The sequence below is a fragment of the Streptomyces sp. NBC_00102 genome (assembly GCF_026343115.1).
GTDB lineage: Bacteria > Actinomycetota > Actinomycetes > Streptomycetales > Streptomycetaceae > Streptomyces.
Genome location: NZ_JAPEMC010000002.1, coordinates 689567 through 712710 on the forward strand (window position 1 = coordinate 689567; position 23144 = coordinate 712710).

A 23144-nucleotide genomic window follows, 5' to 3' on the forward strand; every position below is an offset into this window, starting at 1 on the left:
GTGGTGACGAGCGGCCCACCCCTGCGGCGGCGGGCGGTCGACGCGATGACGCGGCCGTCGTCTTTTCCGAACTCGCGCCCACAGACTCGCGCCCGCAGATTCGCGCCCACAGACCGCCCATCATGCGGCGGACCGGTCCACGGGACCGCGGGTCTCCTCGTGATCCGGCCCCGAGGTGCGCACCTTCTGCGGTCCGGTAACCGGCAAGGCGACGATGAGCAGGACGACCGCTCCGAGGAGTGCGATCGCCGCGATCCAGCCCGCACCGACGTGCATGGCATGGACGAACGCGTCGTCGGCAGCCCGGGCGAGAGCGGGCCGATGGACGGCGGTGGCGACGTGTCGGGCCTGTTCGGCGGAGACGCGCGCCTGATCCCGCACCGGACCGGATGTGTTCCCCAGCGAAGGCTCGATCTCCCGTCGGTACACCATCGACATGACCGTGCCGCCCACCGCGATTCCGATCACGCTCCCGGTCTGTCGTACCGTGTTGGTGACGGCCGATCCGGCGCCGGCCCGATCCAGGGGCAGGTCGCTGATCAACGCGGCGGTGACGGGGCCGATCACCATGCCGATCGCGAGGCCCTGCACCAGCAGGAGGGCCTCGATCCCGGCGAGTGGAGTCCGCAGCCCGAGGAATCCGTATCCGCCCATGGTCAGTGCGGCAATGGTCAGCGCCGGCACCGTGACATGCCGTAGTGGCAGGCGGCGTGCCAGACGCGTGGCCAGGGGCGCCCCCACGAGCGCGCCGAACGCGGTCGGGACATTGGCCAAGCCCGCTTCCATCGGCGAGAGTCCGAGGGCGCCCTGCAGGTAGAACGCGTTGTAGAAGGTAATGGCCGCAACGGCGAAGAGCAGCAGCCCGAGCGCCGCGTTGCCACCGCCGAATGTGCGCTGTGCGAGCAGCCGCGGATCGAAGCTCGGCACCCTGACACGTAGTTCGACGAGTACGAAAACGGCCAGCAGGGCCAGACCGACAGCGATCGGCGCCCAGACGTCGGTACGACTCCACACGGTCACCTGCCCCGCCCGGATCAGGCCGTAGGCCAACGCCACCAGCCCGCTGACCGACAGCAGCATTCCGGCGGGGTCCAGTGGCCGCGGCGCGGGGCTGCGGAAATTCGGAACCAGCACGGCGAGCCCGGCCAGCGCCAATGCCGCGACCGGCACATTGATCAGGAAGACCGAGCCCCACCAGAAATGACCGAGCAGGAAACCGGCCAACACCGGGCCTGCGGCCATTCCGACGCCGGCCGATGTCGAGAAGATGCCGATCGCGGCAGCCCGCGCGGGGCCGGTGAAGGTCCACATGAGGATGGCCATCATGGCGGGCGTGATCAACGCGCTGCCCACCCCCATCGCGGCCCGGGCCGCGATCAGCGTTCCCGCGTCGCCTGCGTACGCCGCCCACAGCGAGGACCCGGCGAAGATCGCCAACCCACCACAGAAAACGGTCCGGTGGCCGAACCGATCGCCCAACGCGCCCGCGGTGAACATCAAGGTGGCGAAGGCCAGCGTGTATGAACCGGTCGCCCACTGCAGTTGCCCGGGATCGGCTCCCAGCCCACGAACCGGATCCGCGAGCGTCTCCAGCGTGGCGCTCAGCACGGTGTTGTCCAGCCAGATCAACAGCGAACACAGCATCAGAACGACGAGGACCAACTGTCGCCTGGAATTCGATTGCACGGGAGGTGGGGTCATGGACACCTTCGGACATCGACGGACGAGAAACCGAACGAGTGGACCGTAAAGAGAATTCGCGATGCCGTCAAGCTCGGAATATTCCTGTCAAAAGCGTTGCGGCGAAACGGACTTCATGCCCCCGTGGGATTTGCGGACTGCGCAATTCTGTGCCCTCGGGTGAATGTGCGTACCGAAGGAATTCCTGGCTTTTGAGGGTTGTCGGCGCATGCATGTGATGCCCTTGAGGGGCCGTGCACCGGGGTGCTTCCCCCACCCCCGGGACGCATGAAGTGCCGCGCCGGGGTGTGAGGTCGTCGCCAAAGGTGCGTACCTGCCAGGTCGGCGGGGTCCTTTGGCTGTCGACCGTGCGGGAACGGCGTTGTACCCGAACGGGACGAGACGCGTACGGTGCACGGGCGCCCGCCGGGCGGGGGGGGGTGGTCCTTCCGTGCGTCTCTGCGCCGCCGGTGGGCCAGGTATCCGCCGACCGCGCGGACCGGTCACGCCACCGCCGGGCCGCCGTCCCTCCGGAACGGGGCGATGATCTTCCGTACCGCCTCCGCGGCTCCCCAGTCGTCGTCGTCATGGGCGATGACGCCCAGCAGTTCCCGGAGGTGGAAGAGGTCCATCCGGTCCCGCCAGCCGTCGTCGATCCCGGTGATCTCCTGGTACACGGCGAAGAAGCGCTCCGAGACGGGCGGGCGCGGGGAGCACCACAGCATGCTGAGGTCGATCTCCGGCCAGTTGTAGGACACGGCAGGGTCGATCAGCACGGGCGCACCGCCGGCGGTGGCGACGATGTTCTCCTGCCACAGGTCGCCGTGGGTCAGGCACGGCGGCCGCTTCGGCACCAACTCGGGAAGGGCCGCGCACAGACGTTCCAGGGCCCGCCGCTCGGCGGCGTCGAACGCCGCCTCGACCAGGGGTTCCGCCAGCCAGCGCAGGATGCGCCGTTCGGCGAGGAACGTATGGCCGTCCGTGTCCCAGGTGTTGTCCTGGCGCAGCCGGCCGAGCCAGCCCGGACGGTGCCAGCCGAACCGGTCGGAGGTCGTGGAGGTGTGCAGGGCTGCGACGGTGTGGGCGAGCCGCTCCCAGAAACGCTCGTCGTCGCGGCGAGGCTGCATCTTCTCCAGCACGAGTAGCCGGGGCGAGGCGCAGAGTATCTCCGGCGTGACCGCCCCGCCGATTTCGCGGAGCTCGGTCAGTCCGACGGCTTCGACGGGGAAGATGTCCCGGTCCGGTCCGAGAAGGGTCTTGGCGAATACCTGGGAATCGTCTTCGAGGGTCACCAGTCCGGCGATCGCGACCGCTCCGCCGGTGGCTCTCTCCACTTCCCTGGCCGCGTATCCCGCTTCGTGGAGGCGTTCGACCAGTATCTTCTCGTCAGGCACCCGGAGATCACATCACATTGCCCCCGCGGGTACCAGGTGTCCCGTTCCTGCTTCAGGAAGGTTCCCGGCGGAGGGTCGTGCGGGGCGTGCGACACAGGACCACGCCGATCTCGTCGCACCGGGGGAAACGGGTTCCGGGTACGGGAATTGCTTCCGTCCGCCTCGCGTGACTCGCCGGTCTGTCCGAGAAGATGCTCGGCGCCGGGAGCAGGAACGAGCTCCTCGACCTGATGGGCGACGCCCTGTCGGTGCCCGAACCAGGCGGTGATCAGGCGGCGTTGGAGGGGTTGGCGGCGCTCTTCCATGGCCGGGCGGTCCCGTCGGCAGCGTCTTCGATCAAGTCGACCGGGTGGGCCGCAAAGGTCTTCCGGAGGTGTGGGTCGGCGACACGGGCATCCTCGCCTCCGACGCGGTGAACGCCGCCGGGCGGGCCGTGACCCGGATGAGCGAGGCGTTCCACGACGGCGCGAGGGCGCTGCTGACGCCGGCCGACGCGATCGGTGCGGCGCGGGAACGGATGAACGACGCCACCATCGGCAGGGCCACCGGCAGTGACTACCAGCGCCAGGACCTGGACAGCGCCACGGAGCACAGGGCGGTCCTCACCGAAGTCGAGAACTCGGTGGCGCAGGGGCGGCCGGTGCCGGTCGACGTCTCGGGCGAAGAGGGCGCCCACGCGATGACCATCATCGCCCAGGAGGGTGACATGCTTCAGGTGTGCAACCCTTGGGGTAACACCACTTGGGTCAGCGAGGACGACTTCGTCAACGGCCACATGGGCAAGGCTTCCAACAGTGATCTCTCTGACACGTACAGCGTCCATCGTCCGCGGTAGCAGGAGCGGTGCCGTGATCGCGGCAGCTCTCCTCGCTCTCGCCACGGCGTGCGACTCCGGAACCGACGGACCGTCAGGTGTCTCCGCGAGTCCCACGAGACATCCGGTGGGGGACACCGACATCACCGCCGCGCCGGGTGAGCGCTTCACGCTCACCGTGGATCAGAACGCATCCACCCGCGAGTACTGGTACCTGGTCGGCCCCGAGCCCGACAGCTCGGTACTGGTCGGCAGCGGCCGGGACTACGAGCCGGACTCCGGCGACGATTCAGCGCCCGGTTCCGGTGGCAGGCTCACCTTCACCTTCGAGGCCAAGGGCAAGGGGACCACCCGGTTCACCCTGCTGCACTGCACCTTCGCCACGTGCCGGGGCAACACCGCCACGCAGCCCCCCGCGACGACCGCGCCTTCCGCGACCCCGGCCACCACCGGGGCGGCAACCGCCTCCCCGGCTCCCGAGCGCATCGTCTACACCGTCACCGTCGGCTGAGCCGCGGCGGATCAGCCGGCCGAAACGAGACATCCGAGGCCCGCCATGAACGATGCCCCGCACCGGCCGGACAGTACGGACGACGAGCCGGCCCGGCTCGACGTCCGCGTCCTGCTTGCGGTACGGCCTCGCCGCCGGGCCGGCGGCGAGGCCGTACCGCCCTGATCGGCGACGGCGACGGCGCCGCGGCCGCGGCCGTTCTTCTCGACCGTCTCGGCACCGAGCCGCGCTCGGTCGCCTTCCTGGCCGACGCCGTGCGCGCCGGCGGACTCGCCCGCGCCTGAGGCCTGCCTCGTCACGGGGAAGCGGTCTCGCGCCGGGGAGTGTGCGGAGGCGAGACGGAGTTGCGCCGTCGACGCGAAATGGCCGAAGAACACCGTCGCTCCGTCGACCCCCTGGCCGTCCGCTCCGGGACTCTTGTTAGCCGTGCGGGGGAATGTGCCGCTCGGAGGCGTGATCCCGTTCGCCCGCAGTCCATGTGCAGACTGCGGAATCGAAACTTCCGCCTGTGTACGTGTGTGCGCAGACGGCTGAAAGTGATCGGTGCGGGGTCTGCGGTAACTGGTCTATACCTCTGGAGGTGACCCGGGTGGAATGTTGTCATCCGGATGGTTGTCGACCCGTGTGACACATGGCTGACAGCGCATTCTCCGCACGCCGGGCATGGCCTCCCGTCCGTCGCCGAAGGGCGTGAAAGGGTTGATCGCGATCAATTGGGCACCTGCGTTTTTTCGCCAGGTATCGCCGGATGACCACGAAAGCTACACAGGACCATCACCATTAGTGCGACGGATGCGTGACGACCGGCTTCTGAGGGGGACGCCGGCGCCGCGTCAGGGGGTGCGTCGGCTCCACAGCTGTGCCTGGAGCCGTACTCACCCCTGCCCGGGGAGGGGAAACACACCGCATGAAGCGGACCATACGCACGGCCGCGCTCACGGCCTGCGCGCTCATCGCCGCGCTCGGCCTGCCGGCCGGTGTCGCGCAGGCCGACACCGCCACGCCCCGCGTGGACCTGAGGGTGCTCGTGGTCACCGACGGCGGCCCGGCGGCTGAGGCCATCGAGGCCGAACTCGACGGCGAGGGAACTCCCTACACCGAGGTCGACCTGAACTCCGCGTCCAGGCCCACCATCGACGCGGCGTTCCTCGCGGACACGGTGGACGGCCGCCCGCGGGCCAAGTTCCAGGCGGTCGTGCTGCCCAACGACAACCCGTTCGCCACGGGTTCGGCGGAAATGGCCGCACTGGCCGCCTACGAGCAGACCTACGCGATTCCCCAGGTGGACGCCTACACCTACGCGCGCCCCGAAGTCGGTCTGCAGTACTACGTCTACGGCGGCTACGCCGGCAGTCTCGACGGCGTCACCGCGGGGGTGACCGACGCGGGCCTGGCCGGCCCGTTCGGCTACCTCGGCGGATCGGTGCCGTTCGAGGACAACGACGCCTCGGTGGGAGAGAGTTACGGCTATCTGGCGGTCCCCCTCGTGGGCGCCGACTTCACCACGTACGTCGACGCCCCCGTGCCCGGTTCCACCGGCCGGGCCTCCCTGGTGGGCGAATACCGGCACGACGGACGGCGCGAACTGGTCGTCGGCTTCGTCTACAACCAGTACCAGCAGCAGTTCAAGCTGCTCGCCCGCGGCATCGTGGACTGGATGACCGACGGCATCCATCTCGGGGCGTCCCACAACTACTTCGCGGTCCACGTGGACGACATCTTCGCCGCCGACGACCGCTGGAACAGCACGTACAACTGCACGCCCGGCGATGTCGACTGCACGAACCCCGGCGCCACCGAGTCGACGATCCGCATGACCTCATCGGACGTGACCTACGCCAAGTCCTGGCAGGAGTCGCACGACTTCACCCTCGACTTCGCCTACAACGCCCTCGGCAGCGAGGACTACAAGGAAGAGCACGACGGCTCGGACCCGCTGGCCACCTCTCTGATCGCCGACAAGAACGACTTCCGTTGGGTCAACCACACCTACTCGCACGCGTTCCTCGGCTGCGTTCAGAACACCACCGTCGTCCCCTGGGTGTGCGCGACCAACCCGAACGGCTCCACCAAGTGGGTCTCCCAGGCGGACATCTCCGACGAGATCTCGACCAACGCCGCCTGGGGTCAGGCGAAGGGCCTGCCCATCGACAGCTCCGAGCTGATCACCGGTGAGCACTCCGGCTTCTTCGTCACCCCGCAGCAGCCCGTCGACAACCCGAACCTCGGCCCGGCCTTCACTGCCAACGGCATCCAGTGGGCAGGTTCCGACAACTCCCGCGACCCGCAGCAGCGCCAGGTCGGCTCCGCGCTCACCGTGCCCCGCTACCCGCTGAACATCTACTACAACGCGGGTACCAAGGCCGACGAGGTCGACGAGTACAACTACATCTACGGCAGCCGGGCCCAGGGCGGCAGCGGCATCTGCGACGACAACCCCGCCACCACCACCTGCCTCGCGTCCCCGCTGTCCCTCACCACCGGATTCGACGACTACATCGTGCCGCTGGAGAGCCGCCAGGCACTCGGTCACGTCCTGGGCAACGACCCGCGGCCGCACTACGTGCACCAGTCCAACCTGACCGAGGACCGGCTGCTCTACCCCGTCCTGACCTCGGTTCTCTCCCAGTACCGGGCCCTCTACGCCGACAACGCCCCGGTCGTGAACCTGCGTCAGAAAGACATCGGCACCGAGCTCCAGCGCCGCGCCGCCTGGAAGACCGCCCTGTCCGCCGGCACGGTCACCGCCTACCGCATCGGTGACGACGTGACCGTCCAGGCGCCCTCGGGCACCCAGGTCACCGTGACCGCACCGGCCGGCACCACCCTCGGCGGCTCCGCGTACGGGACGGCCTACGCCGGCGAGCGGTCCGGCTGGACGGCGTCCACGGGTGCCGCGCTCGCCCTGACCCTGCCCGCCCCGGCCGTCACGGCGGACGGGACGCCCGCTCCGGCCGACACCACGTCCACGGCTCCCGGGACGACGCTCCCCGCGGGCCTCACCGAGTAGGCGCACACGCCCCGATGACCGACCGGCGCGAAGCAGCGCCCGTGGTCCTGGCCGGCCCCGCCGGCCAGGACCCGCTCGATCCCACCCCACACCTCGGCCGTGGAGCCCCAGCCATGCACGCTCAACCGGGCGGGCGCCGTACCGGCGCCGCGCACGTCACCCTGCTCACCGAAGGCACCTACCCGCACAGTCACGGCGGCGTCAGTGTCTGGTGCGACCAACTCGTCCAGGGAATGCCCGACATCGACTTCGACGTCATCGCCGTCACCGGAACCGGACGCGAACCACTGGTGTGGGACCTGCCCGCACAGGTGTCCCGGGTCAGCTCCGTCCCCATGTGGGGAGACCCGCCCGAGGGGCGGGCCCCGCGCGGCCGGGCCCGTACCCGGCTCTCCGAGGCATGGGAGCGGTTCCTGACCGCCCTCGTCGACCCGTCCGCCGAGAGCGGGTTCGCACCCGCCCTCTACACCATGGCGCGCGCCGCCTCGGCCGGCGTGCTCAGCCCGTTCCTGCGCGGCGACGCCGCCATCGGCGTCCTGACCTCGGTGTGGAACAGGCCGGGGCTCGCCATCCGCGAGTCCGGACCGAGCCTGCACGACGCCCTGACCGCCGTCTCCCTCCTCGAGCACGCGCTGCGCCCGCTCTCCGCGGAGCTCCCCGAGCGGGGGGTGGCCCACGCCGTCAGCGGCGGAGTGGCGGCCCTGCCCGGCCTCGCCGCCCTCGAACGGCACGGCGTCCCGCTGCTGCTGACCGAGCACGGCGTCTATCTGCGCGAGCGCTACCTCGGCTACCGCACCGCCCCCTACCGCTGGCCCGTGAAAGCTGTCGTGCTGGGCTTCTTCCGGCTGCTCGCCGAGGAGACCTACCGACGCGCCTCCCTCGTCACCCCCGGCAACCAGTACAACCGGCTGTGGGAGGAACAGGGCGGCGCGGCCCCCGAGTCCATCCGCACCGTGTACAACGGGGTCGACCCGGCCGCCTTCCCGATGGCCGGACCGGAACCGCTGCGGCCCACGCTGAGCTGGGCCGGACGAGTCGACCCGATCAAGGACCTGGAGACGCTGATCCGGGCGTTCGCCCTGGTCCGCGAGGAGATCCCGGACGCCGGACTGCGGCTCTTCGGCGGCACTCCGCGCGGCGGCGAGGCGTACCGGGAGCGCTGCGAGGCGCTGGCCGCCGAACTCGGCCACGGCGACGCGGTGGTGTTCGAGGGGCGCGTCGACGACATCAAGGACGCCTACGCGGCCGGGAACGTCGTCATGCTCTCCAGCATCAGCGAGGGCTTCCCGTTCACCCTGATCGAGGCCATGTCCTGCGGGCGGGCGACCGTCTCCACGGACGTGGGCGGAGTGCGCGAGGCCGTCGGCGACACCGGACTGGTGGTGCCGCCGCGCGATCCGGCCGCGATGGCCGCCGCCGCACTGGAACTGCTGCGCGACGCCGGCCGGCGCCGCGCGATGGGGGAGGCGGCCCGGCTGCGGGTCGTCGAGCAGTTCACCCTGCGGCAGACCGTCGACACCTTCCGCGCGATTTACCTGGAGCTGCCGGACCTCGGCCCGCGCGACCAGGCCGGCCGGCAGGCCGGTACCCGGGACACCGGCACGACCGCCGCGCCGGCCGCCGCGCCCCGGCCCAAGGGCGCCGGAGGCGCCCACCGCCGTACGACGGGCACCCGCGCCGCCGTTTCCGCCGCACCGAGGAGCATGGCCGGATGAGCGGGCCGATATCCCTCGAACCCGGCGGCCCCGAGCAGGAGACGCTCGCCATCCGGCTGGCCGACACCCGCCGGAGCGTCCGCAAGGTGTCGGACGACCACACGGTGCTCCTCGACACCCGCCGGATCGTCCGGCGCGTGTCGGCGGACCACACGATGGCCCTGCGGATCCCCCGCTTCCAGCCCGACGAGGAAGCCGTCAGCATGCTGGCGGCCGACCTCGCGGAACGGGTCGGGCCCGCGGTGCACCCGTACGAGGTCGCCGCGCTGCTGGAGTCCGAGGGCCTGACCGCCTCGCTGATCCAGGAACGCTACGGCCACCCCAACCTGTTCTCGCTGGCGACCGCCCTGTACGAACGGGTACCGCGCACCTTCCCGCAGCCGGCCCTGCCGGCCGACCCGTGGCGGCCCGACACCCTGCGGTGTCTGCTGCGCGGCGCGCTGTTCGCGCTGCCCGGCCTGGCGTTCCTGCTGACCGCCCCGCTCTGGAACGCGGGCGGGCACACCACGACCCTGGTCGTCGCGGGCCTGTTCTCCTGGGCCTGGGGACAGGCACTGGGCCACCGGGCACATCTGCGGATGGCGACCGGCCGCCGCGAGGCGGGCCGCACCCTGCTGCTCGGCGCGCCGCTCGGGGCCGTACTGGCCACGGCCACGGCCGGTGCCCAGGACGGCTTCGGCCCAGTGACCCTGGTCGCGGGGGCGCAGTCCGTGTACCTCGCCGCGGCCGGCGCACTGCTGGTGCTGGGCCGGGAGCGGCTGCTGCTGGCCGCGCTGAGCCCGCTGATCGTGGGAGCCGCCGTCCTGCCGTGGTGGGAGCCGGGCAAGGAACTGCGGGCCGGCCTGCCGCTGCTGGCACTCCTGGCCACACTGGTGGTCTGCGGAGCGGCCCTGCGGTCCTGCCTGCGCACACCCCCGCAGACCACCGGGCGCCGCCCGAAGCTGCTGTGGTCCCTGCCGTACGGTCTGTTCGGCCTGGCGGCCGGCACGCTGGTGCTGCTGGAGGGCAAGGTCAACGCGTACGCGGTGATCGTGCTGACGGTGAGCATGGGCCCCGCGGAGTGGCTGCTGTACCGCTACCGGGGCATGTCGGTGGCGGCGCTGCGCGCCACGGCGACACCCGCCCGGTTCCTGCTGCGCTCCACCGGCGTCCTCGCCCTGTGCCTGCTCATCTATCTGGGCCCGCTCTTCCCGGCCGCACTCCTCAGCAAGGCGGACCCGGCCACCCTGCTCACCCTCGCGGCCACGCTGTGGACGGCCCTGCTGCTGCAGGCGTTCGGCGCGGCCTGGCCGGCCGCGACGATCTGCCTCCTGGCGGCCGGCACCGCGGCGCTCGTCACCCGGCTCGAACTGCCACCGGGCGACGCGATCCTGCCGCTGAGCTGTTGCGGGGCCGCGCTCCTGCTGATCGTGTGCGCCCTGCGCATGCTCGGCCGCCCGTCGCCCCACGCCTGACACCCCACCCACCCGTCGCACCGCGCCCGGCCCGGGGCACCCCAGCCCGGCGGGCCGGTGCGCCCATGGACGTACCCGCTCCCGTGGCACGACCGCACCGCACGCGGCTCCTCTGCCACGCGGCCACCGCGACCGGCACCCGCCCCGACACTCCGGAAGGACCACTCAGTTGACCTCCGCACCACTCGCCGCCGTCACCGGCGCCGAAGGATTCATCGGCTCCCACCTCACCGAGGCCCTGGTCGCCCGGGGGTACCGGGTGAGGGCCATGGCCCAGTACAACTCCTTCTCCTCCTACGGCTGGCTGGAGACCCTCTCCGCCGACGTGCTCGACCAGGTCGAGATCGTCCTCGGTGACGTCCGCGACCCCGGATCCGTCCGCGGCCTCCTGGAAGGCGCCGACGTCGCCTTCCACCTCGCGGCGCTGATCGCGATCCCGTACTCCTACCAGGCACCGCACAGTTACGTGGACACCAACGTCACCGGCACCCTCAACGTGCTGGAGGCCGTCCGCGCCCTGGGTACGCCCCGGCTGGTGCACACTTCCACCAGCGAGACGTACGGCACCGCGCAGACCGTGCCGATCACCGAGGACCACCCCATCAACACCCAGTCCCCGTACGCGGCTTCGAAGGCCGGCGGCGACCGTCTCGCCGACAGCTACCACGCCAGCTTCGGCACCCCCGTGGTGACGCTGCGCCCGTTCAACACCTTCGGCCCGCGCCAGTCGATGCGCGCGGTCATCCCCACCGTGATCGGCCAGGTCGCCGCCGGGGAGACCACCATCACGCTGGGCGACCTGCGCCCCACCCGCGACTTCACCTTCGTCAAGGACACCGCGCAGGCGTTCCTGGCGGTGGGCACCGCGCCCGCCGAGAAGGTCGTCGGCCGCACCCTGAACGCCGGTACCGGCGGAGAGATCTCGGTCGGCGACCTGGTCGGCCTGATCGGAAAGGTGATGGACTCGCCGCTCGACGTCCGCGAGGACACCGCCCGCATCCGGCCCGCCAACTCCGAGGTGATGCGCCTGGTCGCCGACGCGAGCCGGCTCACCGGGGCCACCGGCTGGACGCCCGCGCACAGCCTGGAGGAAGGGCTTGCGCAGACCGTCGAGTTCTTCCGCGAACCGTCCAATCTGGCCCGCTACAAGACCGGCATCTACAACATCTGACTGATCATCACATGTGACTGTTCGTCATCTTCAATTCGTCACATCCAGTTCGTCACAACGAACGAACGAGGGGGGAACCACCATGCACGTCGTCATTCTGGCCGGTGGCAAGGGCGTCCGGCTGCGGCCCTACACGACCGCGCTGCCCAAGCCGCTGGTACCCATAGGCGATCAGCACACGATCCTGGAGATCGTGCTGCGCCAGCTCGCCACCGCCGGCTTCACCTCCTGCACGCTCGCCATCGGCCATCTCGGCGAGATCATCCGCGCCTACGTCGGCGACGGCTCCCAGTGGGGCCTGCGGATCGACTACGCCACCGAGGAGAACCCGCTGGGCACCATGGGCCCGCTCCTCAACCTGCGCGACCGGCTGCCCGAGTCGTTCCTCGTGATGAACGGCGACGTCCTCACCGACCTCGACTACGCCGAGGTGCTCTCCACCCACCGCTCCGCCGGTGCCCCGCTGACCATCGCCACCTACGCCCGCAAGGTGCACATCGACTTCGGTGTGCTGACCACGGACGACAGCAGGGTCGTCGCCTTCACCGAGAAGCCCAGCATGGACTACCGGGTCTCGATGGGCGTGTACGGTCTGTCCCGGTCGACCCTCGACAGCTACACCGCCGGCCTGCCGCTCGGCTTCGACGAACTCGTCCTCGACCTGCTGAAGGCCGGAAATCCGCCGCACGCCTACGAGTTCGACGGATACTGGCTGGACATCGGCCGCCCGGACGACTACGACCGGGCCAACGCCGAATTCACCACCCGCAAGTCGCTGCTGCTCAAGGGAGCCTGACCCCCGCCATGCGCATTCTCGTCCTGGGCTTCACCGGCTTCCTGGGCGGCCACGTCGTCGAGCACCTGCGCACCCTCCCGGGTGTGCGGGTGCTCGGCGCGGGCCGCTCCGAGGCCGCGGAGTTCGATCTCGACCTGGCCGGCGACAGCGTCAAGCGGTTGGCGAAGACCCTGGAAGCGGCGGCACCGGACGTCGTGATCAACTGCGCCGGAGCCACCGGCGGCGACGCGGTCACCCTCGCGGAGGTCAACTCCCGTGGTACCGCTGCCCTGTGCGCGGCGATGCAGCTCGCCGCCCCGGCCGCCCGGCTGGTCCACCTCGGATCGGCCGCGGAGTACGGGCCCGGCACGCCGGACGTCTCCATCACCGAATCAGCCCCCACCCACCCGCTCTCCCCGTACGGCGCCACCAAGCTCGCCGCCACCGTCACCGTGGCCACCTCGGGCCTCGACGCGGTGGTGCTGCGGGTGGGCAACCCGGTGGGTGCCCGTGCCCCGCTGGCCGGACTCCCCGGCCGGATCGCCGCCCTGCTGAGGGCAGCCGCAGGCGACCGTGACGCGGTGCTGCCGCTGGGCGACCTGTCGGCGTACCGCGACTTCGTGGACGCCCGGGACGTGGCGCGGGCCGTCGGCCTCGCGGTGATCGCGGAGGGACCGCTGCCGCCGGTGCTGAACATCGGCGGCGGACGGGCCGTGCCGGTACGGTCGCTGGTGTACCGGCTGGCCGAACTGGCAGCGTTCCAGGGGCGCATAGAAGAGAGCTCCGACGGCTCCGCGCGCTCCGCCGCGGTGTCCTGGCAGTGCTCCGACACCTCCCTTGCCGCCTCGGCCCTGAACTGGCGGCCCGCGTACTCGCTCGGCGATTCCCTTGCCGACCTGTGGGCGGCCACCGCGCCGCACGACGAGGGCACGCCGGGCCGAGAGGGCGACAGCGCGCCGTGAGCCTCCTCGTCCCCCTGTACGTGCACCCCGCCGAGGACCCCGGCGCCTGGCACCGGCTGATCACGGCCGCCGACCGGACCTACGGCGTGGTGCTCAACCCGGCGAGCGGGCCCGGAACCGCGCCGGACCCCGCGTTCGCCGCCGCCGCCGAGGCGTTGCGCGCGGCGGGCGCGCTGGTCCTCGGCTACGTCGACACCGACTACGGCACCCGCGCACCGGACCTGATCCTCGCCGACTTCGACCTCCACCGCGAGTGGTACGGGGTCGACGGCTGCTTCCTGGACCAGGTGACCTCCACCTCACAGGACCTGTCGGCGTGCCGCCGGCTGGTGCGCCGGGTCAGACGGGCCGGGGCGCGGACGGTGGTGCTGAACCCGGGTGTCCAGCCGGCCCCCGGCTACACCCGGATCGCCGACCTCACCGTCACCTTCGAGGGCCCCTGGTCGACCTACGTCTCGGCCTTCACCCGGCCGCCCAAGGCGGGCAAGGAGCCCACGGACCGGCTCTGCCACCTCGTCTACGGGGTGCCGGAGGCCCTGGTGCCCCTCGCGGTACGGACCGCCACCGAGCGGGGGGCGGCCGTGTGCGGACCCGTCACGGGTGAACTCCCCAACCCCTGGGCGACGTTGTCGCCCGCACTGACCGGGAAGGAACGATGAGCGACACCACCACGGCGAGCCGGCGGGCGGCCCTCGTGGCGCTGCTGACGGCTGCGGCGCTCACGGCGTGCGGCGGTGCGACGGACGAGGACCGGGCCGCGGGAGAAGGCGACCGGCCCGCCTCCTCGTCGAGCAGCACGGGTGCGTCCGGGCAGACCCCGCACGCCTCCCGGACCCCCACGACGTCCGCCACCCACCGCCCCTCGCCCGCGCCGTCGTCCCCCGTGCCCGCCCGGCCCACCCCGTCCGCGTCCGCGAAGGGCGGCTCCACGCGATCCGCCGGCTGGTGGCGTCCGAAGCCGGGACTGGACTGGCAGTGGCAACTCAACGGGCGCGCCGACCAGTCGGTGGACGTGCCCGTCTACGACATCGACGGTTTCGAGAACTCCGCCGCCGACGTGGCCCGGCTGCACCGGGCCGGCCGCAAGGCGATCTGCTACATCAACGTCGGCGCCTGGGAGGACTTCCGCTCCGACAAGGCCGCATTCCCCGCGTCCGTACTGGGATCCGGCGACGACTGGGACGGCGAACGGTGGCTGGACGTACGGCAGATCGCGGTGCTGAAGCCCCTCATGGCCAAGCGGTTCGACATGTGCCGCGCCAAGGGGTTCGACGCGGTGGAACCCGACCTCGTCGAGGCGTACAACAACGACAGCGGCTTCGACATCACCGCCGCCGACCAGCTCGCGTACAACAGGATGATCGCGAAGCTGGCCCACGAACGCGGCATGGCCGTGGGCCTGAAGAACGACCTGCCGCAGGTCCCCGCACTGCTGAAGGACTTCGACTTCGCGGTCAACGAGGAGTGCGCCCAGTACGACGAGTGCGACGAACTGACGCCCTTCGTCGAGGCGGGCAAGGCTGTCTTCCACGTCGAATACGAGGTGCCCGCCTCCGACTTCTGCGCCGACTCGCGCCGACTGGGCCTCTCCTCCATGGAGAAGAAGCTCGAACTGGGGGTGTGGCGGAAGGCCTGCTGACGGCACGCTCGAAGTCGCTCTCCTCGTCGTTCGCGTCCTCGCTCCATTCGAATTCCTTCAGGAGCCGGTGCAGAGCGAAGGCGAGACAGGAGAGGGAGGACACGTCCGCGTGCAGTTCCCGCACCGGACCGCCGTTCTCGGAGAACCCGTGGACCTTTCCGGTTCCCGGGTCAAGAGCCAGGTGGGGGGCGTGCGGAATCCAGCCGAAGACCGTCCAGGATCCGCACCCGGGCGGGGCCTCGTGGCCGGCCCGCCCGATCCGCTCGTCCGCGAGCGGAAACACACTCCGACGGGTCAGTTGTGGCGATTCCGGGACATCCACCGCCGACGAATGCGGGCAGGGATGAGATCGACCACGGTGGCGCGGCGGACAGCCGCGGGCCGTCGAGCAGAAGCAAGGAGCGTTCTTGATGCGTACCAACCAGAGGATCGGCGTCCTCCTCGCCGTCACCGTGCTGACGGGCGGGGCCGTGGGTGCGGGAGTCGTGCAGGCTTCGGCGGCGACGGACCGCGCAGCCGCCCCCTCGGCATGCCGTCCCGCCAACCACACGGCGACGATCGCCCCGTCGGACAGCTCCGCCGGCCACCGTCACTACCGTGTCACCCTGACCGCGCCGCGCGGATACGAGCCGTGCGAACTGGCGGGCTCGCCCACCGACGCGCGGTTCCTGGACCACGGATCGGACAGCGGCATCAGCGCGGGGGCCTACGGCGACCAGGACGGCGCGGTGACCTTCGGCCCGGGGCACCCGGTGCACTTCGACATCCAGGTCCCGAACACCGGTCACGGCACGTCCGTGGACGAGGCGTCGTTCACGCTCCAGGCCCCGGGTGGCGAGATCCCCGGTGCCTCCTTCGCCGAAGGGGCGTTCACGGTGGCCGACGGCACCCTCGTCGGACCGGTCCAGCAGGGCGCCTGACCACCACCACCCGTACCCGATGGCGTCCTGCGGTCCGGGGCAGGGCGCCACCCGGGGTGCGGGATGATCACCCCATGAACGAGATCATCCTGATGTCGGATCCGACCGTGGCCGCCATACCCGTCGCGGAGTGCGGGGAGCGTCTGGTGGACGTCCGCGAGGACGGCCGGCTCCTGGTCGACACGCGCAACCAGGACCCGGCGGACGCCTTCGCCCACCTGAGGGAGGGCGTGCTGGAGCGGCTGGCGTCGGCGCAGGCGCTGCTCCCGAGGGGTCTTCGGCTGCTGTTCGTCGAGGGGTACCGGCCCCCCTCGCTCCAGCGCGCGTACTTCGAGGAGTACGCCGGCCGGCTGCGGGCCCTCCACCCCGACTGGTCCGCCGACCGGATCCACTCGGCGGCCAGCCGGTACGTCTCCCCGCCCGGCATCGCCCCGCACAGCGCCGGTGCCGCGGTCGACCTCACCCTGGCGGACGCCGACGGCCGGGAGCTGGACCTGGGCACCCGGATGAACGCCGACCCCGAGGAGAGCGACGGCGCCTGCTACACCCACGCACCCGGCATCAGCGCGGAGGCACGGGCCAACCGGGAGCTGCTGGGGTCCGTCCTCACCGGCGCCGGGCTGGTCAACTACCCCACCGAGTGGTGTTCCCAGTCAAGTCTTTGTGTGCAGGCTTAAGACCCCAGTAGGCAGGTGCCTTGAATGACGCGCCAGATGTTCGGCCGGACTGGCTTCGCTCTACTGCGGAAGAGGGTTCTTCTGGCCAGCTGACCACAGCCACCCATAGGGTGACGGGGACGAGAGAAGATGCACCATGGATCCCCGCATACCCCGCCTGCGTCGCAAGCTGGCCGCGATCCCGTTCCAACCACTGCGTAGCCACTCCTTCGGAGAAGAGCAACACAAGTTCCGCCTCGGTCCGAAGCTGGCAGAAGCACGTGTCGCTGCGTTCGAGGCCGAGCACGACATCGCCCTGCCCGACGCCTACCGGCAGTTCCTCACGCACATCGGCGGCTCAGGCGCGGCGCCGTTTTACGGCCTCATGCCGCTGGAGCGGTGTTTCCTGCTGATCATGAACCCGCGTGAGGAACCGGGGACACCCCGCGGCTTCGACGACGCAGAACCCGGGGGTCACGGACGCGACCTCTTCCTTCACGTCATCGAAATGGGCTGCACCGACGTATGCGTCATCGCGGTGACAGGTCCCCTCACCGGCCGCGTCCTCATCGGCAACAGTGACGGGTTCTGGGGCCCCAACGTCTCCTCCGCCACCGACTTCCTCGACTGGTACGAACGCTGGCTCAACCACATGAGCGCCGGACGCGACAGCCGGGCCCTGGAACTCACCTCACCTCGACTTCGTGCCCATCCAAACCGTCATCGCATGGCCCCAAAGATTTGACTCTCCGTAACCACTCCGCGGAACGTGATCCAGAACCCGTTCTCGTGAACATCGCCTTCGGCAGGATGGTGTTCCGAAGGGCAGTTGCTACCGCTGTGGATGGCCATCCAGTCATGCAGCAAGCAGCGTAGGGCGGGTAGTTACTCTCCCGTTGGATGGAGAGAAATGACATTGTCTGGTACCTCTTCCGAAAGCTTGTCTGTCTTCCTGCCTTGACGGGTGAGGACAGCGTTCGCGAGTGCGAGTTGAGTTACTTGGTGTCGGAGTGCCATGATTTCGGCCTTCTGCGCGGCAACGGTTTCCTTCAGGTCGGACACTGTCTTGCGGAGCTGCTTCTCCGATTCGGGGAGTTGCTTCGTCTCGGTGCGGACGCGGTCGTAGAACTCGTTCTTCAGGTCGGCGTGACGCTTCTGGAGGGCCATGCGATGAACACCGGCCTCGGCTGCGAGAGCGACGACGGTCAGTGCGCCGTCTGAGGCTGTGGGCTGGCTGGTGAGGAGCCGGTCGATGGCGGCGCGGATGCGTGCACGCTCGTCGGTAGATTGCTCGGTCACGACAGGTCCTCGGCAGGTTGGGCGGTGGCGTGGTGAGTGTCGGCGGTAACGCGATGCTGTTCGGCGGCGGCGCGGAGTCGCCTGGCCAGCGGCTGAGGGGTGTGCGCCGCGAGTTGGTTGATGCGGTCGGCTTCTTCGAGTAGTTCGCTCGCGTGACTGTCGAGGCGGACGGCGTTGCCGCAGCCGGGGCGGCAGTCGAACTGGTTCGGGGCGGTTGCGTCGGGGCCTGGTTCGCAGAGCGCGTTGTCGCGTTTGAAGACGCAGATCAGCGAGGCGTCCGGGTTGTCGAAGAGGACCAGGCCGTCGCGGGCCAGGTAGTCGGGGGCCTGTCTGGCGAACTTCTGGGTGACGGTACGGCCCTCGAATCGTGGCGCCTGGACGGCGGCGGTGAGGGCTCGTCGGGCCGCGGGCCCGGAAATCTTCTCGCCGGCGGCGAGGCGGTCCCGCAGCCGCGCGGCAGTGTCGGCAGCGGCCAGGGCGGTCTCGACGTCGAGGACGCTGTGGATGCCGCGGCGGCTCCGGCTGCCGTAGCCGCTGGAGGTGCGGGCGTCGAGGACGGTGCGCATGTGGCCGTACTGGATCGCGAGCGCGACGAGCCCGCCAGGTCTGCGAGCAATGTGCCATGCCAGGGTCCGACGGAACCGTCCGAGCCCGATGGCGCCGTGAGGATCTTCGGGAACGCCCTGGTCCGACAGCCCTTGGGATTCTGCTTCCTGGTTGATCCACGCAACGAAGCTCTCGATCCGCTGGTGCATACCGGCGTTCTTCAAGGCGCCACTGAACTGGCGGCCACGGACAAAGTCGTGATGGGCGGAACTGAAGAGCAGCTCGCCCTCGGGAACCACGCGTTCAAGGACTCGGATCGCACGGACGGCCGGGGTGATGGCGACCCAGGGGACATCCCGTTCCTCACCGGCCGAGACGTGCGTGCCGTCGTCATCCGTGACGTTCTTGTAGTGGTGGCTGCGGATGAGATGTCGCCCTCCGCCCTCGGGGTCGGGGCAGCAGCCGGACCGCAGACCCTGTACTTCCTGTGGCCGCATACCGGTTAGGTAGAGACAGACGATCATCGCGGCGGTGGACAGATGCCGCATCAAGGTCGGGGCTTCGTTGAAGTCGAGGTGCTCGCGCCAGGGCCTGCCGTTGATCTGCCCTGTCGTCGGAACCTGCAGCGGACACGGGCCGGGCTGCAGCGTGGTGAGGCGATGGCGTTGCCGAAAACCGTTGACCTGGTTGATGCTGCAGCCGACGGTTGCCGCGATGAAAGGGGCGTTGAGGACAGTCCTGCCTTGACGCCCGGTGGCCGGAACCCCCTCGCCCGCAGCGAGTCGGGGCAGGAGGTAGGAGTCCAGCGAGGCCAGTCCTTCGGGCGTACTCGGGGTGGCGGCAGCCAACTGCTGCATGTGGAGCCGTTCTGTCCAGGCAGCCAGGACGTCGTCTCCGAAGTCGTCGACCATCCGGATGGCCCACATCAGGAGCGGCCCCAGGACCTTCGGGTCCAGCGGCTCGGTCGTGTTCTCACCGGCGTCCTGCGATGCGGTCGAGGGCAGGTAGTCGTCGATGCCGTGTCGTTCCCATGGCGGTTGGGTGACACCGACGGGACGAGAGCAGAGCTGGTCGAACGCCCACAGATCGGCCAACCGGCTCAGGGTCTCGCTGGCATGGTGCCGGGGCATTTTGGTGCTGAAGCGGTCTACGGCGTAGGCGGCCCAATGATCGTCGGTGCAGTCTCGAAGATTCTTGATGCCAGCGGTGTGAAGCCAGCGGGCGAGCCTCATCCACTCGTAGCAGGTCTCGCGCATCTCGGTGGCGGAGCCTCTGGGCCGGGCGCGGATTCCGCGAGTCTGGAGGTAAGTGGGCCGCAACTGGCCGTTCAGCAAGATCCAGGTCACCTGCCTGATCTGCCACTCCAGGCGATCCGGGCAATTCTTCCAGTGGATCTTGGCCAGGCTGGCGCCGGGCCTGTCGATGAGCGGGCCCAGCGGCCAGACCGACGCCTGGTAGCGGCCGTTGGGGTTGGTGTTGCCAGCACTGATCCATTGAGGAAGGACGACGAGACTGCTCGGGGTGGGGACCGGCAGCAGATAGGGATCGTCACCGGAGGCAAGAGCAAGGGTCATGGAGCCAGCTGTCCTTTCAGAAGGAGGTCGACCAAGGCGCGGTCGGTGTGGCTGACCCGGCCCAGGGCGGCAGCCCAGGACGGGCGGCCGACCTTGTCCGCCAGGTCGTCGAGCCGCTGCCAGTGCTCGTACCAGCGCTGGTGCCATCTGTGTTCAGGCATCGCTGAACCGCCCCGGGTTCGGTAGAGACTTCATATTGCGGTTGTGACCTGGGGTTTCGTGGTCGCGCGGTAGTAGTTGGTCTCGTATTCGACGGGTGGGATGTGCCCTATTTCACCGTGGAGCCGGCGGTGGCAGTACCAGTCCACCCACTCCGCGGTAGCGAGCTCGACCTGGGAAAGAGTCCTCCAGGGGCGCCCCGGTTTGATCAGCTCGGTCTTGAACAGGCCGATCGCGGACTCCATGAGGGCGTTGTCGTAGGCGTCGCCGACCGAGCCGATCGAGGCGGCGATGCCGGCGGCTGCCAGGTGCTCGGCGAGCCGGAAGCTCGTGTACTGCGACCCGGCATCGGAATGATGTATCAACTCGCCGCGCCGGTGGGGGTGTTCATCGCGGTCGCGTTGCCACAGGGCCATGTCCAGAGTGTCCAGGACGAGCTTGGTCTCCTTCGATGTGGCAGCGGACCAGCCGACGATCCGGCGGGAGAAGGTGTCGACGACGAAGGCGACGTAGACGACCCCCGACCAGGTCTTGACGTGGGTGAAGTCGGCGACCCAGTAGCGGTTGGGGGCCGACGCGACGAACTTGCGGTCCAGCAGGTCCGGTGCCCGCTCGACGCTGCTGTCCTGGATCGTGGTGATGACCTTCCTTCCGCGGACGGCGCCGGTGATGCCGAGCTCGCGCATGAGACGTTCGACGGTGCACCGGGCCACGGTGTGGCCCTGTCGGTGCAGCTCGCGCCAGACTTTCCTGGCGCCGTAGACACGGTAGTTGGCCTCGTGGACCTCGGTGATCGCGTCCTTGAGGACGGCGTCCCGCACCTGTCTGGCCGAAGGTTCGGCGGCGCGTTTCTTCGCCGCGTAGTAGGTGGAGGGGGCGATCTTGCAGTCGTGCTCGGCGAGTACGCGGCAGATCGGCTCGACACCGCCGAAGCGGGCCCGGTGCTCGTCGATGAACGCTACGAGCGTGTGTGGCCGGTCGAGCTCGGCCGCGAAGAAAGACGCCGCAGCCTTCAGGATGTCGTTCGCGCGGCGCAATTCGGCGTTCTCCTTCTTCAACGCCTTCATCGCCGCGGACTCCTCCGACGTCGTGCCCGGACGCTGCCCGGAGTCGATCTCGTCCCGCCTGACCCAGTTCCGCAGGGTCTCGGCCGAACCGATACCGAGCTTCTGGGCGACCGCCCGCACGGCAGCCGACTCGTTCGGGTAGTCACCGCGGACCTCGCCGACCATACGAACCGCTCGTTTGCGCAGCTCAACGGGATAAGAGGAAGGGCGTGCCATGACTCAATCCTTTCACGGAATTGAGTCTCCACTCGACCCGGGGCGGTTCATCGCCGACCGCAAGCTCTGGATCTGTTCGTGGAGGAGGGCGAGGCGGGGGTGGTGGCCTGGGTGGATGTGTGCGTTCGGGCAGGCGAGGCAGAGCAGGAAGTCGGCTCCGCAGCCACCGCCCGGGGCAGGCCACGGGGTGGTGTCCTCGTCCGCACAATCCGCGGTCGCGGTCTGCCCGTGGGCCGGGTCCGGCCCCGGAGCGAGGTGGCCGCCGAAGAAGATCTTCTTTGCCTGGTCGAGAGCTTCGAGCGCGCCGTCCTCGAAGATCTGCTGCGAGTCTTGCCGGACTTTCTGGTCGGGCAGCACGTAGATGCTCTCGTGAGTTCCTTGCGTGTGCTGGAGAGGCTTACCCTCTCGCGTCACCGTTGTACGTCGGATCTGACGGAAGGGCGAACCGCCCAGCTTGTGCTCGCTCGCCCAGGACTTCCCATCGACACCCGAAACTCCGAAAACGAGTGGGCCGACTACCGGAGGACGGTCCATGTCTCTGCGTCCGCCCTTCTGGCGAACCGCGCGGGCGGTCATCAACAGGTCTGTGCCTGGAGCCAGTTGCGAGGCCAGGAGTCGACCGTGGAGCGTGGCCTGCAGTGCCTGTGTGATCAATCGCCCTGGCGAGTCGGCCCCGGAGTCGGTGATGTTCTCCGTGGAAAACCAGCGGCCGTTCCCGGCCCGACGCTTCTCGACCTGCACGTGGTAGGTCACGTTCGTGGTCTCCGCGACCGACGGAGCCCTGGTCGGGGCCGGCATACGGTCGTAGACGGAGAGGTTCCAACCGAAGCGGTCGGTCAGCAGCACGGCCAGGGCAGTCAGCTCCGACGGGGTCAGGAACAGCCGGCCCCACGTGTGCTCGCTGTCGCGGCCGCCCAGCAATCCGCGGTTGGTGATGGCCTGTCGACCACTCGGCAGCTGCGTACGGGGCACGTCCCCGACACGAGCCACATGGTCCAGCGCTTCCCCGAGCCGCCAGTCATGGCTGCCCTCATCCAGCGCTCCCGCCCGCCACCTCTCCAGCAGTTCACTGTTCTCCCGGATCCTGAGCCAGGCAGCCCGGAACTGACGGCCTGCTGCCAGCAGCACGTGCTCGCGTTCCGCCTCGTCGTAGGACTTCCTGACGGGCTTCGGTGCGGGAACGCGACGGGCCAGCTCCTCTGCGACCGGCCCTTCGCTCAACCGGGGGTAGCTGCGGAGTATCCGATGGACTACCCGCAGCGTGGTGCGACCGGTGTTCGTGCTGATGTTCTGCAGCCGCCAGCGCTTGAGCGTCGCCGCGTCCAGGCCGGTCAGATCCTCGGGAGGAGTGTCGAGACCGGAGATGAACTCGGCGAACACCTTCAGCCTGTTCCAGGCGGCTGTGGCGCTGTAATGGCTGGTCCACCTCACCTGCTGGGCAGCGAACACCGTTGCCAGGGAGCGCTGCATCGGCTCAGGAACCGGCAGGTCGGAGAAGGCGAAGTCCTTCCCATGACCAGCCTTGTTGACGATGGTGACCACCAGTCCGTTTGCGGCAAGCGGTGGCTCCGTCGTGAAGTCG

Annotated in this window: 20 protein-coding genes and 1 pseudogene; 13 read left to right on the forward strand and 8 right to left on the reverse strand. The window is 69.7% G+C overall.

The genetic code is table 11. The features are described from left to right. Positions 1-120: 120 nt before the first annotated feature. Positions 121-1701, reverse strand: a complete 1581-nt coding sequence (locus OHA55_RS30170) for an MFS transporter (RefSeq protein WP_266712283.1) — start codon at positions 1699-1701, stop codon at positions 121-123. Positions 1702-2183: 482 nt separating this feature from the next. After that, positions 2184-3074, reverse strand: a complete 891-nt coding sequence (locus OHA55_RS30175) for a fructosamine kinase family protein (RefSeq protein WP_266712285.1) — start codon at positions 3072-3074, stop codon at positions 2184-2186. Positions 3075-3423: 349 nt separating this feature from the next. Here OHA55_RS30175 and OHA55_RS30180 point away from each other — a divergent pair, with 349 nt between their 5' ends. From OHA55_RS30180 to OHA55_RS30225, 10 genes are all read left to right on the forward strand, one after another. After that, positions 3424-3909 carry a hypothetical protein gene (locus OHA55_RS30180; protein ID WP_266712287.1) on the forward strand — a complete coding sequence of 162 codons (486 nt, stop codon included), beginning with the start codon at positions 3424-3426 and terminating at the stop codon, positions 3907-3909. A 13-nt stretch (positions 3910-3922) separates the two neighbouring features. Next, positions 3923-4399 carry a protease inhibitor I42 family protein gene (locus OHA55_RS30185; RefSeq protein WP_266712289.1) on the forward strand — a complete coding sequence of 159 codons (477 nt, stop codon included), beginning with the start codon at positions 3923-3925 and terminating at the stop codon, positions 4397-4399. A gap of 907 nt (positions 4400-5306) precedes the next feature. Further along, a complete protein-coding gene (locus OHA55_RS30190; RefSeq protein WP_266712291.1) occupies positions 5307-7409 on the forward strand; it encodes a hypothetical protein in 2103 nt (700 codons plus the stop codon). 113 nt (positions 7410-7522) lie between these two features. Continuing rightward, positions 7523-9124, forward strand: coding sequence for a GT4 family glycosyltransferase PelF (pelF, locus tag OHA55_RS30195; protein WP_266712293.1), 1602 nt, complete (start codon positions 7523-7525; stop codon positions 9122-9124). Further along, the gene (locus OHA55_RS30200) at positions 9121-10578 is read left to right on the forward strand and encodes a hypothetical protein (RefSeq protein ID WP_266712295.1); all 1458 of its coding nucleotides are present in this window, start codon (positions 9121-9123) and stop codon (positions 10576-10578) included. The genes pelF and OHA55_RS30200 overlap by 4 nt, the downstream gene beginning before the upstream one ends. A 169-nt stretch (positions 10579-10747) precedes the next feature. Beyond that, complete coding sequence (locus OHA55_RS30205; RefSeq protein WP_266712297.1) at positions 10748-11749, forward strand: SDR family NAD(P)-dependent oxidoreductase; 1002 nt, start codon at positions 10748-10750, stop codon at positions 11747-11749. An 82-nt stretch (positions 11750-11831) separates the two neighbouring features. Then, on the forward strand, positions 11832-12545 hold the full coding sequence (locus OHA55_RS30210; RefSeq protein ID WP_266712299.1) for a sugar phosphate nucleotidyltransferase: 714 nt from the start codon (positions 11832-11834) through the stop codon (positions 12543-12545). Between the two features lie 8 nt (positions 12546-12553). Next, complete coding sequence (locus tag OHA55_RS30215) at positions 12554-13486, forward strand: NAD(P)-dependent oxidoreductase (protein WP_266712301.1); 933 nt, start codon at positions 12554-12556, stop codon at positions 13484-13486. Further along, entirely contained in the window at positions 13483-14145 is a 663-nt protein-coding gene (locus tag OHA55_RS30220; RefSeq protein WP_266712303.1) for a spherulation-specific family 4 protein, read from the forward strand. The genes OHA55_RS30215 and OHA55_RS30220 overlap by 4 nt, the downstream gene beginning before the upstream one ends. Next, on the forward strand, positions 14142-15125 hold the full coding sequence (locus tag OHA55_RS30225) for an endo alpha-1,4 polygalactosaminidase (protein WP_266712305.1): 984 nt from the start codon (positions 14142-14144) through the stop codon (positions 15123-15125). The genes OHA55_RS30220 and OHA55_RS30225 overlap by 4 nt, the downstream gene beginning before the upstream one ends. A 10-nt stretch (positions 15126-15135) precedes the next feature. Here OHA55_RS30225 and OHA55_RS36610 read toward each other — a convergent pair. Continuing rightward, a pseudogene (locus OHA55_RS36610) lies at positions 15136-15576 on the reverse strand (SUKH-4 family immunity protein); the annotation flags it as partial. On the opposite strand from OHA55_RS36610, the gene OHA55_RS30230 reads away from it, so the two are divergent. The 3 genes from OHA55_RS30230 (at position 15536) to OHA55_RS30240 (ending at position 17446) form a co-directional block, all read left to right on the forward strand. Further along, on the forward strand, positions 15536-16045 hold the full coding sequence (locus OHA55_RS30230) for a DUF4232 domain-containing protein (RefSeq protein WP_266712307.1): 510 nt from the start codon (positions 15536-15538) through the stop codon (positions 16043-16045). The pseudogene OHA55_RS36610 and the gene OHA55_RS30230 sit on opposite strands and share 41 nt — an antisense overlap. A 74-nt stretch (positions 16046-16119) precedes the next feature. After that, positions 16120-16722, forward strand: a complete 603-nt coding sequence (locus OHA55_RS30235) for a M15 family metallopeptidase (RefSeq protein ID WP_266712309.1) — start codon at positions 16120-16122, stop codon at positions 16720-16722. A gap of 136 nt (positions 16723-16858) precedes the next feature. Further along, a complete protein-coding gene (locus tag OHA55_RS30240) occupies positions 16859-17446 on the forward strand; it encodes an SMI1/KNR4 family protein (RefSeq protein ID WP_266712311.1) in 588 nt (195 codons plus the stop codon). A 140-nt stretch (positions 17447-17586) separates the two neighbouring features. Here the strand turns inward: OHA55_RS30240 and OHA55_RS30245 are convergent, their stop codons facing one another. Genes OHA55_RS30245 through OHA55_RS30265 form a run of 5 tightly spaced genes read right to left on the reverse strand, consistent with a single transcriptional unit; the run spans position 17587 to position 23104 of the window. After that, complete coding sequence (locus OHA55_RS30245) at positions 17587-18000, reverse strand: hypothetical protein (protein ID WP_266712313.1); 414 nt, start codon at positions 17998-18000, stop codon at positions 17587-17589. Beyond that, positions 17997-20120, reverse strand: a complete 2124-nt coding sequence (locus OHA55_RS30250) for an integrase (protein WP_266712315.1) — start codon at positions 20118-20120, stop codon at positions 17997-17999. The genes OHA55_RS30245 and OHA55_RS30250 overlap by 4 nt, the downstream gene beginning before the upstream one ends. Next, the gene (locus OHA55_RS30255; protein ID WP_266712317.1) at positions 20117-20281 is read right to left on the reverse strand and encodes a hypothetical protein; all 165 of its coding nucleotides are present in this window, start codon (positions 20279-20281) and stop codon (positions 20117-20119) included. The genes OHA55_RS30250 and OHA55_RS30255 overlap by 4 nt, the downstream gene beginning before the upstream one ends. 30 nt (positions 20282-20311) lie before the next feature. After that, the gene (locus tag OHA55_RS30260; RefSeq protein WP_266706044.1) at positions 20312-21562 is read right to left on the reverse strand and encodes an IS3 family transposase; all 1251 of its coding nucleotides are present in this window, start codon (positions 21560-21562) and stop codon (positions 20312-20314) included. A 12-nt stretch (positions 21563-21574) separates the two neighbouring features. Further along, the gene (locus OHA55_RS30265; protein ID WP_266712319.1) at positions 21575-23104 is read right to left on the reverse strand and encodes a hypothetical protein; all 1530 of its coding nucleotides are present in this window, start codon (positions 23102-23104) and stop codon (positions 21575-21577) included. Between the last annotated feature and the right edge of the window lie 40 nt (positions 23105-23144).